10 protein-coding genes are annotated in these 13,180 nt (G+C 72.2%); 7 read left to right on the forward strand and 3 right to left on the reverse strand.

Features of this window, described 5'->3' with window-relative positions:
- Positions 1–102 precede the first annotated feature (102 nt).
- Together clpX and AMOR_RS27130 are read left to right on the forward strand one after the other, a co-directional pair.
- Complete coding sequence (gene clpX / locus AMOR_RS27125; protein ID WP_248356160.1) at positions 103–1,386, forward strand: ATP-dependent Clp protease ATP-binding subunit ClpX; 1,284 nt, start codon at positions 103–105, stop codon at positions 1,384–1,386.
- Positions 1,387–1,665: 279 nt separating this feature from the next.
- On the forward strand, positions 1,666–3,063 hold the full coding sequence (locus tag AMOR_RS27130; protein ID WP_248356162.1) for a DUF6600 domain-containing protein: 1,398 nt from the start codon (positions 1,666–1,668) through the stop codon (positions 3,061–3,063).
- Between the two features lie 72 nt (positions 3,064–3,135).
- Here AMOR_RS27130 and AMOR_RS27135 read toward each other — a convergent pair whose 3' ends face one another.
- Positions 3,136–4,662: an Hsp70 family protein gene (locus AMOR_RS27135; protein ID WP_248356170.1), complete on the reverse strand. Its 1,527-nt coding sequence runs from the start codon at positions 4,660–4,662 to the stop codon at positions 3,136–3,138.
- Between the two features lie 137 nt (positions 4,663–4,799).
- Here AMOR_RS27135 and AMOR_RS27140 point away from each other — a divergent pair, with 137 nt between their 5' ends.
- The gene (locus AMOR_RS27140; RefSeq protein ID WP_248356172.1) at positions 4,800–7,067 is read left to right on the forward strand and encodes a PrkA family serine protein kinase; all 2,268 of its coding nucleotides are present in this window, start codon (positions 4,800–4,802) and stop codon (positions 7,065–7,067) included.
- A gap of 95 nt (positions 7,068–7,162) precedes the next feature.
- Positions 7,163–8,011, forward strand: a complete 849-nt coding sequence (locus tag AMOR_RS27145) for a S1C family serine protease (RefSeq protein ID WP_248356173.1) — start codon at positions 7,163–7,165, stop codon at positions 8,009–8,011.
- A 13-nt stretch (positions 8,012–8,024) separates the two neighbouring features.
- Here the strand turns inward: AMOR_RS27145 and AMOR_RS27150 are convergent, their stop codons facing one another.
- Entirely contained in the window at positions 8,025–8,675 is a 651-nt protein-coding gene (locus tag AMOR_RS27150; RefSeq protein ID WP_248356175.1) for a hypothetical protein, read from the reverse strand.
- A 77-nt stretch (positions 8,676–8,752) separates the two neighbouring features.
- Here AMOR_RS27150 and AMOR_RS27155 point away from each other — a divergent pair, with 77 nt between their 5' ends.
- The 3 genes from AMOR_RS27155 (at position 8,753) to AMOR_RS27165 (ending at position 11,795) form a co-directional block, all read left to right on the forward strand.
- Positions 8,753–9,247 (forward strand): deoxycytidylate deaminase, encoded by a 495-nt coding sequence (locus tag AMOR_RS27155; protein ID WP_248356177.1) that lies wholly within the window; start codon positions 8,753–8,755, stop codon positions 9,245–9,247.
- Positions 9,248–9,462: 215 nt separating this feature from the next.
- A complete protein-coding gene (locus tag AMOR_RS27160; RefSeq protein WP_248356179.1) occupies positions 9,463–10,380 on the forward strand; it encodes a sensor histidine kinase in 918 nt (305 codons plus the stop codon).
- A complete protein-coding gene (locus AMOR_RS27165) occupies positions 10,377–11,795 on the forward strand; it encodes a sigma-54-dependent transcriptional regulator (RefSeq protein WP_248356181.1) in 1,419 nt (472 codons plus the stop codon). The genes AMOR_RS27160 and AMOR_RS27165 overlap by 4 nt, the downstream gene beginning before the upstream one ends.
- A gap of 16 nt (positions 11,796–11,811) precedes the next feature.
- Here AMOR_RS27165 and AMOR_RS27170 read toward each other — a convergent pair whose 3' ends face one another.
- A complete protein-coding gene (locus tag AMOR_RS27170; protein WP_248356190.1) occupies positions 11,812–13,167 on the reverse strand; it encodes a GGDEF domain-containing protein in 1,356 nt (451 codons plus the stop codon).
- Between the last annotated feature and the right edge of the window lie 13 nt (positions 13,168–13,180).

Below are 13,180 nucleotides of genomic sequence, written 5' to 3' on the forward strand. Positions count from 1 at the left end.
CGTGGGGCGATGCGCCGGAGCCCTGGCTATATTCGACGCACGGGTCTCCGGATTCCGGGGCCTCGAGGTTTGGTGGTAACATCCTGAGCGGACGAGGGACCTGTGAGCCGGAAAGAGCACCACCACGGAAACCTCTCGTGTTCCTTCTGCGGGAAGGGACAGCGGGAGGTCCGCAAGCTCATCGCGGGGCCTACGGTCTACATCTGCGACGAGTGCATCCGGCTCTGTAACGACATCATCGCGGAAGAGGCAGAACGCGATGAGGGGCGCCCGGCCGTCTCCCTGCCGACCCCGGCCGAGATCAAGAGCTTCCTCGACGACTACGTCGTCGGCCAGGACAAGGCAAAGAAGGTCCTGTCCGTCGCCGTCTACAACCATTACAAGCGCGTCTACTCGAAGAAGCCGGCCCGTCCGGCGCGTCCGGGGCAGGCGCGCGCCGCGCAGGAAGACGTCGAGCTGCAGAAGTCGAACATCCTGCTCATCGGGCCCACGGGGTCCGGCAAGACGCTCCTCGCGCAGTCGCTCGCGCGGTTCCTGAACGTCCCGTTCACCATCGCGGACGCGACGAGCCTCACCGAGGCTGGCTACGTCGGCGAGGACGTCGAGAACATCATCCAGAACCTGCTCCACAACGCCGACTACGACGTCGAGAAGGCGGCGCGCGGCATCGTCTACATCGACGAGATCGACAAGATCGCGCGCAAGGGCGACACGCCGTCGCCGACCCGCGACGTCGGCGGCGAGGGCGTGCAGCAGGCGCTCCTCAAGATCATCGAGGGCACGCGCGCGAACGTCACCCCGCGCGGCGGCAAGAAGTACAACCAGCAGGAGTACATCCAGGTCGACACCTCGAACGTCCTCTTCATCGTCGGCGGAGCGTTCTGCGGGCTGGAGCAGGTGATCCGGCGCCGCGTGGGCGTGAAGGGGCTCGGGTTCGGTGCGAAGATCGAGAAGAAGGAGGAGGCGTCGCTCGGCGAGCTCCTCGCGCGCATCGAGCCTTCCGACCTCATTCGCTTCGGCATGATCCCGGAGTTCGTCGGCCGGCTCCCGATCATCGCGACGCTCTCGGACCTCTCCGAGGACGACCTGGTCACGATCCTCACGCAGCCGAAGAACGCGCTCACGAAGCAGTACGTGAAGCTGTTCGACCTCGAGAAGGTGAAGCTGTCCTTCACGAAGGAGGCGCTCCGCGCCACCGCCCGCGAGGCGATGCGGCGGAAGAGCGGTGCCCGCGGCCTCCGCGCCATCCTCGAGCAGGCGATGCTCGACATCATGTACGACGTCCCGTACCGGGAGGGCGTGAAGGAGTGCAAGATCACGGAGGGCGTCATCCTGAACAAGGAGCCGCCGCTCCTCTCCTTCGAGAAGGAGAAGAAGCTCGCCTGAGCGGTCGCCCGCGCAGCCTGCTTCCGACGGGCCGGTCCCCGCGAGAGCGGGCACCGGCCCGTTCCCTTCTTGGGGGTGCCCCCGTCTCGTTGCGTCGCCGGGGTGAAGGCGCCGCACACTGTGCCGGGGTCGACGGCGTGGACCTCGCGAACTCCTCGGAATTGCGGTCGATTCGCGAGGCATCGTTCTTGCTCGACTTGCGTTCGAAGGTCCAAGGTCCAAGGGCGCTCTCGCGTCCGGACGAGTAGACGAGGACCGGGAGTCGCCATGGAGGCTGCCATGCTCCGCCGCACCATCACTCTCCTCGCGCTGCTCGCGATCGCGCTCCCGTTCGGGGCGCTCGCTCAGGATCGCGAGTGGGAGGAGGACTACACGGATCAGTGGGGCGACGCGCCGCCACCTCCCGGCGGCGATTACGAGACCTCGGTCGACCTGAACGATCAGGGTGCCGTCTCGATCGACACCTTCCAGGGCGCGCTCTCGCCTTATGGCGAGTGGGTGGACGTTGGAGGGTATGGCCGCTGCTGGCGGCCGCGGGTCGCGGCGGGCTGGCGCCCGTACTACTACGGCCGGTGGGAGTGGACGAACGAGGGCTGGCTCTGGGCGTCGGACGAGCCCTGGGGCTGGGCCGCCTACCACTACGGCCGCTGGAGCTACGACAGCTACTACGGCTGGGTCTGGGTGCCCGGCTACCAGTGGGCGCCGGCCTGGGTCGCCTGGCGCTACTCGGGCGACGTGGTCGGATGGGCGCCGCTCGGCCCCGGGATCTCGGTCTACGTCTCGTCGTATCCGTTCGTCGACTACTGGTGGACGTTCGTGCCGACCGTCCGCTTCGTCGGCGTGCCGGTGTACTCCGTCGCGTATGCGCCGACCTACACGCGCCAGTACTTCTACGCGACCGCGCCGGCGCCGCCGCGGCCGGTCCCGTCGCGCGGTGGGCTCGGCCGGCCGGTTCCGTCGCCGGCGTGGGGCGGTCCCGCGCCGCGCATCATCGAGCAGCGCATCGGCAGACCCGTGACGCCCGTCCGGATCGTCGCCGCTCCGTCTCCGGGCGCCGCGCGCCCGGTGGGCCCGGGCGAGGTCTCGATCTACAGGCCGGAGCGGCCGGCGCCGGGCCGGGCGGGCGAGATCGGCCGCGGTCGCGGTCCGGGGCCGGCGCCCGCGCCGGGTCGCTCGAGCGGTGCCGCCGTGCCGGCGCCGGCGCCCGCGCCGGGTCGCTCGAGCGGTGCCGCCGTGCCGGGGCCAGCGCCTGCGCCAGGTCGCTCGAGCGGTGCCGCCGTGCCGGCGCCGGGACGAGGCGGGCAGGGTGGCTACACGCCGGGCGGCCGCGAGGCGCCGGGCCGCGGGCCTGCCACCGTGCCCGCGCCGGGGCGCGGCTCCGACCAGAGCGCGCCGCCGAGCCGTGGCGGCGAGCGCGGGCGTCCGGGAGCAGCGCCCGGCCGCGAGGGCGCGTGGGGGCCGCCGGCGTCCGGCGGTCGCGATGGGTTCGCGACCCGCGGTGACCGCGCGGCGCCGGTCCGGACGGAGCCGACCGTCGGCGGGGGGTACACCGGCGCTCCCGCTCGCGGCAGCGCTCCAGCCCGCATGAACGTGCCCGCGCCCCGTGGCGGCGGCGGTGGCGCGCAGCACGGCGGCGGCGGGCGTGCCGCGCCGAGCCGCGAGCGCGAGCACCGGTAGCGGGCCAGACGCAGGGGTGGAACGGCCGCGGCGAGCGATCGCCGCGGCCGTCTCGTGCTCGGTTCACGCCGGTCAGGCGGAGGCGACGCGGACGGTCGTCTGCATCTTCCGTCCAGTGTCGAGGTCCTTCGCGGACATCGTGAGGATGCCCTCGATGTTCACCTCGAACATGATCTCGAGGCGCACCTCGCCGGCCCGGCACGGGCGGACGCCGCTGAAGGTGAACTCGCCGAGGAGCTCGTTCCGCGCCGTCTCGGGGTGATCGCCCTGGAAGATGCGGACGACGAGCTCCTTCTGGCCGTCGACGGAGCTCGTGGCCGCGACCGTCTTCGCGTTCGGGATCGCGGCGTTCCGGGGGAAGACGACGTGCATCGTCCCGCCGGCCTGCTCGATGCCGATCGCCATGGGGATGACGTCGAGGAGCTGGATCTTGAGATCCGAGCTCTCCTGGAGCGACCAGCCGTAGAGCGCGGCGCCGATGGCGACCGCCTCGTCGGGGTGGACGCCCTTCGACGGCGGCTTCCCGAAGAACCGCGTGAGGCGGTCCTGGATGATCGGCATCCGCGTCTGCCCGCCGACGAGCATCACCTCGTCGATGTCCTTCGCGGTGATGCCCGCGTCGACCATCACCGCGCCCATGATCTTGAGCGTGCGGTCCACGAGGTGCTGCGTGAGCGCCTCGAGGAGCTTGCGGTCGAACTTCACGTCCATGTTGAGCGGCTGGCCCTGCGGCGTCATGGTGATGAACGGGATCGAGAACGGGGCCTCGCCCCGCGCCGACAGGTCGATCTTGGTGCGCTCGGCGAGATCCTTGATCCGCTGCATCGCCACGGGATCCGACGAAAGGTCGATGCCGTGCTTCTTTCGGAAGTCGTCGAGCACGTGCTCGATGATCGCGTTGTCGAAGTCGATCCCGCCGAGGAAGATGTCGCCGCCGGTCGCCTTCACCTCGAACACGCGCTCGCGGATCTCGATGATCGAGACGTCGAAGGTCCCGCCGCCGAGGTCGTACACGAGGACGCGCTCGTCGAGCCGCTTCCCGATGCCGTAGGCGAGCGCCGCGGCCGTGGGCTCGTTGATGATCCGTACGACCTCGAGGTCGATGAGGGTTCCGGCCTCCTTCACCGCCTGCCGCTGCCGGTCGGTGAAGTACGCCGGGACCGTGACGACGGCACGCTGGACCTTGAAGCCGAGGTGGTCGGAGGCGACGTCGCGGATCTTGGCGAGGATCTTCGCGCTGATCTCCGGGACGTGGAAGGTGCGGCCGTGGCAGTCGAGCGCGACGTCGTTCTGCGTCCCCGCGTGGACGCGGTACTGCACCGACTTCTGCACGGACTCGACGACGTCGTCCTTCGGGGCGCGCCCGATGAGCCGCTTCGTCGCGTAGAGGGTGTTCCTCGGGTTGAGCTGCCACTGGCGCTTCGCCTCGTGGCCGATGAGCTCGTGGCCCTTGTCGTCGATCGCGTAGATGGACGGGATCGTGTAGTCGCCGCCCTTGTACGGGATGAGCTTGACCTGCCCGTCGCCGTGGGCGATCGCGCCGCAGGAGTTCGTCGTCCCGAGGTCGATCCCGATGATCGTGTCCGGCGGTAGGGGCATGGCTCCGGGAGGGTACTACGGCGAGGCCCGCGGGTGCAGTTCTCGCCCCTCCCCGAGGTCCGCAGGCGCCTGCCCGGCAGCCCGTTGGAGCGGCGGCCTCTCCGTGGGAGGGTTAGAGACCGGACGGAGGCTCCCACATGGATGCGCAGCGCTGGCTGTCGAGCGTCGGGACGGGCGTGAAGGGAGCGTTCGTGGAGAACCGCTCGCTCCTCTCCTTCGAGGAATACCTCCAGGTCTTCCTCGACGCGCCCCGGCGGCAGGCCCGCTCCTCCGCCCAGTACGTCCACGACGTCCTCGAGCACTTCGGGGCCGAGGACCGCGAGACGCCGGTCGGGACGGTGCGCCGCTGGCGGCTGTTCGACCTGCCCTGGGATCCCGAGGGGCGGGTGCAGCGCATCGCCGGCCAGGAGGAGGTCCAGGCTGCGCTCCACCGCGACGTCGGGACCTTCGTCCGCTCCGGCCGGGTGAACAAGCTCGTCCTCCTCCACGGCCCGAACGGCTCGGCGAAGTCGTCGATCGTGGCGGCGCTCGTGCGCGGCATGGAGGCGTACTCGCGGTTGCCCGCCGGTGCGCTGTACCGGTTCCACTGGGTGTTCCCGAGCGAGCGGCGGCTCCGCTCCGGCGGGCTCGGCTTCGGGCCGCGGGACGGGGAGGGCGCGCTCGGCGCGCTCGGGAGCTTCGCGCACCTCGACGGCGACGCGCTCGACGCGCGCCTCTCCTGCCCGATGAAGGACCATCCGCTCCTGCTCGTGCCGCGCGAGGAGCGGCGCAAGCTGCTCGAGGAGCGCTGCCGGCCGAGCGCGCGCGACGGGGCCGGGGAGGGCGACTTCGTCCTGTCCGACTACCTCGTCGAGGGCGAGCTCTGCCAGTACTGCCGGCAGGTCCACGACGCGCTCCTCGGCGCATACCGGGGCGACTGGCTGAAGGTGCTCCGGCACGTGCAGGTGGAGCGGTTCTACGTCTCGTCGCGGTACCAGCAGGCGGCCGTCACGGTCGAGCCGCAGCTCTCGGTCGACGCGGGGTTCCGGCAGGTCACGGTGGATCGCAGCGCCGGGGCCCTGCCGCCTGCGCTCCACGCGGTGACGCTCCTCGAGCCCTTCGGCCCGCTCGTCTCGGCGAACCGCGGGATCATCGAGTACTCCGACCTGCTGAAGCGCGAGCCGCAGCTCTTCAAGTACCTGCTCGGCACGAGCGAGACGGGGCGCGTGTCGCTCGACCACTTCCTGCTCCAGCTCGACGTCGTGCTCGTCGCGAGCGCGAACGAGAAGCAGCTCTCGGCGTTCAAGGAGTCCGCCGACTTCGCGTCGTTCAAGGGGCGGCTGGCGCTCGTGCGCGTGCCTTACGTCCGCCGCCACTCGGTGGAGCGCGAGATCTACGATCGGCAGATCACCGCCGCGGCGGTCGGGAAGCACGTCGCGCCGCACGCGACGTCGGTGGCCGCGCTCTGGGCGGTGCTGACGCGCCTCAAGCGACCGATCCCGGATCGCTACGAGGGCGAGCTCCGCGACCTCGTGGAGGACCTCGCGCCCCTCGAGAAGCTCCGGCTCTACGACTCGGGTGAGGCGCCGGACCGGCTCTCCCTCGCGCAGGCGAAGGTGCTCCGGAAGCACGCGGTGGACCTGTACCACGAGTCCGACGTCTACCCGAACTACGAGGGCCGGAGCGGCGCCTCGGCGCGCGAGATCAAGACGGTCCTGCTCAACGCCGCGCAGGCCCCGGGGGCGCGCTGCCTCACGCCGCGGGCGGTCCTCGACGAGCTCGACGCGCTCTGCCGCGACAAGACCCTGCACGACTTCCTCCAGTCCGAGGTCGTCGACGGCTACCACGACCACGAGGAGTTCGTCCGCGTCGCCGAGGCGGAGTACCTCGAGACCCTCGACGAGGAGATCCGGGACTCCATGGGGATGGTGTCGGAGGGCCAGTACCGCGAGCTCTTCGAGCGGTACGTGACCCTCGTGTCGCACTGGGTGAAGGGCGAGAAGGTCCGCAACCGCGTCACGGGCGAGTACGCGCCGCCGGAGGAGGTCCGGATGGCCGAGTTCGAGCGCATCGTGATGCCGGTCGGCGACGACCGCGGGAACTTCCGCCGCGGCCTCATCGCCGCCGTCGGCGCGTTCCGGCTCGATCACCCCGACTCCGCCGAGATCGACTACGTCGCGATCTTCCCCGACCTGTTCCGGCGGCTTCGCGACCACTACTACGAGGAGCGCAAGCGGCAGCTCCAGCGCTCGAAGGAGAACGTCCTCCGCTACCTCTCCGACGAGCGGTCGTCGCTCGACGAGAAGGCGCGCCGGCAGGTGGAGGCCACCCTCGCGACGATGCGCGAGCGGTACGGCTACTGCGAGCACTGCGCGCAGGACGCGATCCTCTTCCTGATGCGCCGGCGCTACGAGGACGCGCGGTGACGGCCGGAGGGGCGGGCGCCCGGCCCTCGGCGCGGAGCGCGGAGGTCGGCCAGGCCGGCGGGGAATTCCGATCCGGGTGCGCTCGTTCGACCTTCGTGCCCCGATTCCGACTCCTCTCCAGCCTCGGCAGCGCGGCCCTCGTGGCGGGTCTCTTCTTCCTCGCGTCTCCCATCCTCGGCCTGTCGGCGGCGAAGGCGGGCAACCCCCGCGCCGAGACGGTCCACAAGGTCTTCCCGAGCGCCGTCCGGATCCAGATCTCGGCGAAGGGCGAGATCGTCCGGAGCGCCTCCGGCATCGTGTTCGCGGAGGAGGGCGGCAGGAGCTACGTCCTCACGAACGCGCACGTCGTCGAGCCGGCAAAGAGCTGGCCGGAGAAGGTGGACCTCCGCGTGCTGCCCGCGGACGGCTCGGCGCCGCTCGCGGCCACGGTGCTGGCCCGCGGGCGCGTGCCGGACGTCGACCTCGCCGTGCTCGAGGTCCCGGCCCGCCTGCCGACGACCCCGCTCGCCGCCGACGACGCCCTCGAGCTCGGGGACGACCTCGTGGTCATCGGCGCGCCGTTCGGGAAGGGGCTCTCGGTCGCCGCGGGGATCGTCTCGCAGGTCGAGTACGATCTCGCCGAGAACGCGGCCGCGGCGCGGACCGCGAAGGCGCTCAAGACCGACGCCGCCATCGGCTACGGCAGCTCGGGCGGCGGCGTCTTCGACGTGCCGGGCGGCCGGCTGATCGGCCTCGTCGAGGGGTACAGGACCGCGCGCGTCGCGTTCGGCAAGGACGAGGACCAGTACGCGTTCGACGTGCCGATGCCGGGCGAGACGTTCGTCGCGCCCGCCGCGAAGATCCGCCGCTTCCTCGTGGAGCGCGGCCTCGGGCGGCTCGCGCCGCAGGGCGCGTCCGTGGCGAACGCCCAGGGTCCCGTCGCGACGCCCGGGAAGTCGTTCTAGGGTTCCGGGCGGATCAGCGCCCCGGCTCCGGGCCGCCGGGCGGCGGTGAGGAGGAGCCCGGCGTCGCGCTCCCGGGCCCCACCGTGGAGGGCGGGACGCTGGTCGTCCCTGCGGGGCCGCTGTTCGGCTCGGCGGGCGCGCCGGAGCCTCCCCCGGGTCCCGTGCCCTGGTCGGGCGTCGACGCCGGCGCCGCGGGGCGCGGCGCGCGGACGGCGATCCAGTAGGCCACGAAGTCCGCGTTCCGGCCGGCGCGCACCTGGGATCCCGGCTGGATCGCGAGCGTCGTCACCAGGCCGTTCGGCCCGTACACGAGCGTGTTCCGATCGAGCGCCAGGCCGACCGGCCCCGAGGGCGTGTCGATCTCGATCCGGTGTGCGACCCGGTCGATCGCGTGCACGGTGCCGGCGACGTCCTCGAGGACGGCCGCGCGCGGGAGCGGCGCCTTCGACACCTCCGCCTTCTTCGCCTCCGCCTTCTTCGCGGCGTTCTCGTCCTTCGTGGTCGACTTCTCGTTCGGCGGGCGAGGCATCGTGGAGAGGGGCGCGGCGCCGTCCGGGGTGGGGGAGATCTGCTTGGGCGGCAGGGGGTCGCCCGGCCCCTGCGCGCGCCCCATCGGCGGAACCAGGAGGGTGGCGGCGACGACCACGAGCGGGATCCGGTGCATGGCCGGATGTTATCCGTCGCCGTCCCCGGGGCGTGGGCCCCTTGGGGTAGGATGACCGCTCCACGACAGGGAGCGCCATGGACGGACGCGTCAGCTGGGACGAGTACTTCATGAACATCGCGCGGGTCGTCGCGACGCGCGCGACCTGCGATCGGAAGCACGTCGGCGCCGTCCTCGTGCGCGACAAGACCATCCTGTCCACGGGCTACAACGGCTCCATCCGCGGCCTGCCGCACTGCACCGAGGCCGGCCACATGATGGAGGACGGGCACTGCGTCGCGACCGTTCACGCGGAGGCGAACGCGATCATCCAGGCCGCCAAGAACGGCGTCGCCGTGGAGGGGGCGACGATCTACACGACCGCCTCGCCCTGCTGGCCGTGCTTCAAGCTCATCGCGAACACCGGGTGCCGGCGCATCGTGTTCGGCGAGTTCTACCGGGATGCGCGCATCTTCGAGTTCGCGCAGCGCCTCGGGATCGAGCTCGTCGAGCTGAAGGTTCCCGCGCGGCCGGACGTCCAGCCGGCGGACACCGGCGCCCCCCGTCAGGTCACGGCGCCTCGGACCGAGTGACGCTCGGCCGGGACTCGCGCGGGGCTGGCGCGTCCGGGCCCGGGTGCCCGTCGCCGCCGCCCGTCCATCCGCCGGATATCAGGGGCTTCGTGCGGCTGCGGCGAAACGGAACGGCGGGCCCATGGCGTGGCGCAGCATGGCTATCTTCGCTCAAGGCTTGAAAAAACCGGTCGACGGACGCATCTCAGGCGCGAGCCATCCAGGGCAGCGAGCGCATGCACACGTTCACGAGTGGCGCAGCATTCATCGATCGGTCGGGCGAGATCGTGGCCGCGGACCCGGGCTTCGTCACGGACCTGGGGCTCCGCCCCGATGACCTGAGCGGCGCGCTCCGCGCTCGCGCCGAGACCAGCGCCGAGCTTCGCGCGCTCCTCTCGTCGGACGGCCGCACCATCGCGCAGATCCCCGGCGCGGGCGGTGAGCCGGTGGAGCTCGAGCGGGTGCCCGCGGGGGCGGGCGCGCTGCTCGTCACACGTTCCCCTCGCAGCGCCGAGTGGCTGGAGCACGCGATCCGCTCGCAGGGACTGACCCGGCTCGCGGCCGGCCTCGCGCACGACATCAAGAACCCGCTGAACGCCATGGCGCTGCAGCTCGCGCTGCTCACCGACAAGCTCTCCACCGCGGGCGACGCCACCGCCGCCTCCGCGAGCCACCTCGGCGCGCTCCGGGAGCAGATCGGCCGTGTCAACGAGGTGGTCCGGCGCTTCCTCGACGTGACCGATCCCTCCGCGCCGCTCGGGTACACCGACCTCGGGGCGCTCCTCGCGGACACCGCGAGCCTCTTCGGGCACGACGCCCGGCGCCGCCGGATCGAGCTGATCGTCGAGGCGCCCCGGGGAACCGTGCGAACGCGCTGCGATCCGGCCCGCGTCGGGCGGATCGTGCTCGGGCTCGTGGCCCAGGCGATGACGGAGACTCCGGAAGGCGGCCGGCTGTCCGTCCGCGCCGAGACGCTCGGCGAGCACGCCACCGTCCGGATCGAGCACGTCGCGGGTGATCCCGACCCCGAGACCGGCTATTACAGCGAGGTGATCGCAGCAGCGGTCGAGTCCCTCGGCGGCGAGGTGACCGGGGGACGGACGGGCGGCACGGTGCACGTGATCCTGCGGCTGCCGAGGAACGAGCGGTCATGAGATACCGCGTCCTGATCGTCGACGACGAGGCGGACAGCCGCGACGCCCTCGCGGAGCTGACGCAGCGGTGGGGCTACGACGTCCAGACGGCGAGCGACGGGACCGAGGCGCTCCGCAGGGCGATCGAGTGGCATCCGGACGTCATCCTCACCGACCTCGTGATGCCGAACATGGACGGCCTGTGGCTGCTTCGGGCGCTCCGCGCCGAGCTGCCGGACTGCCCGGTCGTGCTGCTCACGGGCCGGGGCACGATCCAGACCGCGGTGCAGGCGATCCGGGAGGGCGCGTTCGACTTCATCGAGAAGCCGCTCGAGGTGCCGCGGCTCCGCATCGTCCTCGAGCGCGCGCTCGAGAAGAAGGAGACGATGCGCGAGGTACAGCTGCTCCGGCGGCGGATCGCGGCCCTCGCGCCGGGCACCGACATGATCGGGACGGCGCCGGTCATGCAGAAGGTGTTCGAGCTCGTGAAGAAGGTCGCCCCGTCCACCGCGAGCGTCGTCATCAGCGGCGAGAGCGGCACCGGCAAGGAGGTGGTGGCGCGCGCGATCCACAACCTCTCGCCGCGCAAGGACAAGCCGTTCGTCGCCCTGAACTGCGGCGCGATCCCGGCGACGCTCATCGAGTCCGAGCTCTTCGGCTACGAGCGCGGCGCGTTCACCGGCGCGGAGCAGCGCCGGCTGGGCAACTTCGAGCTCGCGCACAACGGCACGCTGTTCCTCGACGAGATCGGGGAGCTGCCGCTCGAGCTGCAGGCGAAGTTCCTCCGCGTGCTCGAGGAGCGGAAGATCCGCCGCCTCGGCGGCCGCGCCGAGGTCGAGATCGACGTCCGCGTGATCTGCGCGACGAACCGCGACCTGAAGGAGGAGATCCGGCGCGGCCGGTTCCGCGAGGACCTCTACTTCCGCCTGCACGTCTTCACGATCGTGCTCCCGCCGCTCAAGGAGCGCCGCGAGGACATCCCGCTCCTCGTTCACCACTTCATCGAGAAGTTCAACGGCGAGACCGGCAAGCACGTCCAGGGCGTCTCGCCGCCCGCGATGTCGGTGCTGCAGGGATACGCGTGGCCGGGGAACATCCGCGAGCTCCGGAACACCGTCGAGCGCGCGATGATCCTCGTCGACGGCGACGTCATCGGGGAGGAGCACCTGCCGCCCGACATGCAGGCCTCGCGCCCCGAGGCGGCCACGCTCCGCGTCCCGCTCGGGATCCCCATCGAGAAGGTCGAGAAGGAGTACATCCTCGCCTCCCTCCAGCGGAACGGCGGCAACAAGGCCCGCACCGCGGAGATCCTCGGGATCAGCGAGAAGACCCTCTACAACAAGCTGAACCGGTACGCCGCCGAGGCCCGCACCCGCGCGGGCGAGGGCGGCGAGCCCGAGCCGGAGCCCGCCGCCGGCGCTGGCGTGAAGGCGTGACCTCGCGACCGAGCGGTCAGGTCGCGTGCGCGGTCGGCTCGGGCGCGGTCTCGTCGCTCGCGGGGGTGGCGTCGGAGTCGCCGGCGGGCGCCTCGGCGATGGCGACGCGGCCGCGGCCGGCGCGCTTCGCCGCGTAGAGCGCGGCGTCCGCCGCGTGGACGAGCGCCTCCGGCGCGTCGTCGCCCGCGCCCGGCGCCAGGCACGCGACGCCGAACGACGCGCCGAGCGTCAGGGGCCGTCCCCCGACCTCGAGCAGCGTCTCCCGCAGCCGCGCGCAGGCGCGCTCGGCGAAGACGCGTCCCTCCTCCGCGGTCGTGTGCGGCAGCAGCAGCACGAACTCGTCGCCGCCGTAGCGGGCGCCGAAGTCGGTCTCGCGGAGCTCGTGGCGCAGGACCGCCGCGACCGCCGCGATGGCGCGGTCGCCGGCGGCGTGCCCGAGCTCGTCGTTGATCGGCTTCAGCTGGTCCATGTCCGCCATCACGCAGGTGAGCGGCGTCCGGTAGCGCCGGGCCCGCTTCACCTCCTCGTCGAGTCGCGCCCGGAAGGCGCGGAGGTTCGCGAGGCCGGTGAGCGCGTCCGTCTGCGCGAGCTCCCGGAGCGCCGTCTGGCTGCGCACGAGGCGCAGGGTCCGCTCGACGCGCGCGCGCAGCTCGCGCTCCGAGAAGGGCTTCTGCAGGTAATCGACGGCGCCGAGATCGAGGCTGCGGACCTTCACGGCGTCGTCGCTCCGCGCCGAGACGAAGATGACCGGGATCTCCGCGGTCGCCGGATCGCCGCGGAGGCGCTCGAGCGCCTGGAACCCGTCGAGCCGCGGCATGTTCACGTCGAGCAGGACGACGTCCGGACGCTCGGCGCGCGCGAGGTCGACGGCCTCGAGACCGTCCGACGCCGTGAGCACCTCGTACTCCGGTCCGAGCACGAGCGAGAGCGCCTCCCGCGCGTCGGGCTCGTCGTCCGCGATCACGAGGCGAGCGCGCGGGCCCCGGGGCCGCGGGCCTGCCGCCCGGGGCTCGCTCGGCGGCGGGTGGATGGCGCGATCGAGGTCGTCCGCGAGGAGCCTCAGCCGCGCCGCCTCGTCGAGCGGCTCCGACGTGCCATCCGCCACGGCCTCGAGCACGGCGGCCGCGGCGCGCAGCTCCGAGGCCGCGGCGCCGACCAGGGACTCCCGGCGGTGCGCGGACTCGCGGAGGCGCCGGTTGGACTCGGCGATCTCGCCGACCGTCGCCGGCAGGAGCTCTCCGATCCGGCGGAGGAGATCGGCGCGAGAGGCCCCCGCCGAGTCGGCGAGCACGTCCACGAGCTCCGCGAGCGGGTCCCCGCGGGCGATCTCCGGACGGGCCGGCGTCTGGTCGTGTTCGTTCGCGCCGGCCATTTTCCGGGGTCCG

Origin of the sequence: Anaeromyxobacter oryzae (assembly GCF_023169945.1) — a bacterium.
Classification (GTDB): domain Bacteria; phylum Myxococcota; class Myxococcia; order Myxococcales; family Anaeromyxobacteraceae; genus Anaeromyxobacter; species Anaeromyxobacter oryzae.

What these genes read in the sequence shown, in the direction of transcription:
- AMOR_RS27130 (WP_248356162.1), top strand. Translation starts at nt 1,666, where the DNA reads ATGCTCCGCCGCACCATCACTCTCCTCGCGCTGCTCGCGATCGCGCTC.
- AMOR_RS27135 (WP_248356170.1), bottom strand. Translation starts at nt 4,662, where the DNA reads ATGCCCCTACCGCCGGACACGATCATCGGGATCGACCTCGGGACGACG.
- AMOR_RS27140 (WP_248356172.1), top strand. Translation starts at nt 4,800, where the DNA reads ATGGATGCGCAGCGCTGGCTGTCGAGCGTCGGGACGGGCGTGAAGGGA.
- AMOR_RS27150 (WP_248356175.1), bottom strand. Translation starts at nt 8,675, where the DNA reads ATGCACCGGATCCCGCTCGTGGTCGTCGCCGCCACCCTCCTGGTTCCG.
- AMOR_RS27155 (WP_248356177.1), top strand. Translation starts at nt 8,753, where the DNA reads ATGGACGGACGCGTCAGCTGGGACGAGTACTTCATGAACATCGCGCGG.
- AMOR_RS27160 (WP_248356179.1), top strand. Translation starts at nt 9,463, where the DNA reads ATGCACACGTTCACGAGTGGCGCAGCATTCATCGATCGGTCGGGCGAG.
- AMOR_RS27165 (WP_248356181.1), top strand. Translation starts at nt 10,377, where the DNA reads ATGAGATACCGCGTCCTGATCGTCGACGACGAGGCGGACAGCCGCGAC.
- AMOR_RS27170 (WP_248356190.1), bottom strand. Translation starts at nt 13,167, where the DNA reads ATGGCCGGCGCGAACGAACACGACCAGACGCCGGCCCGTCCGGAGATC.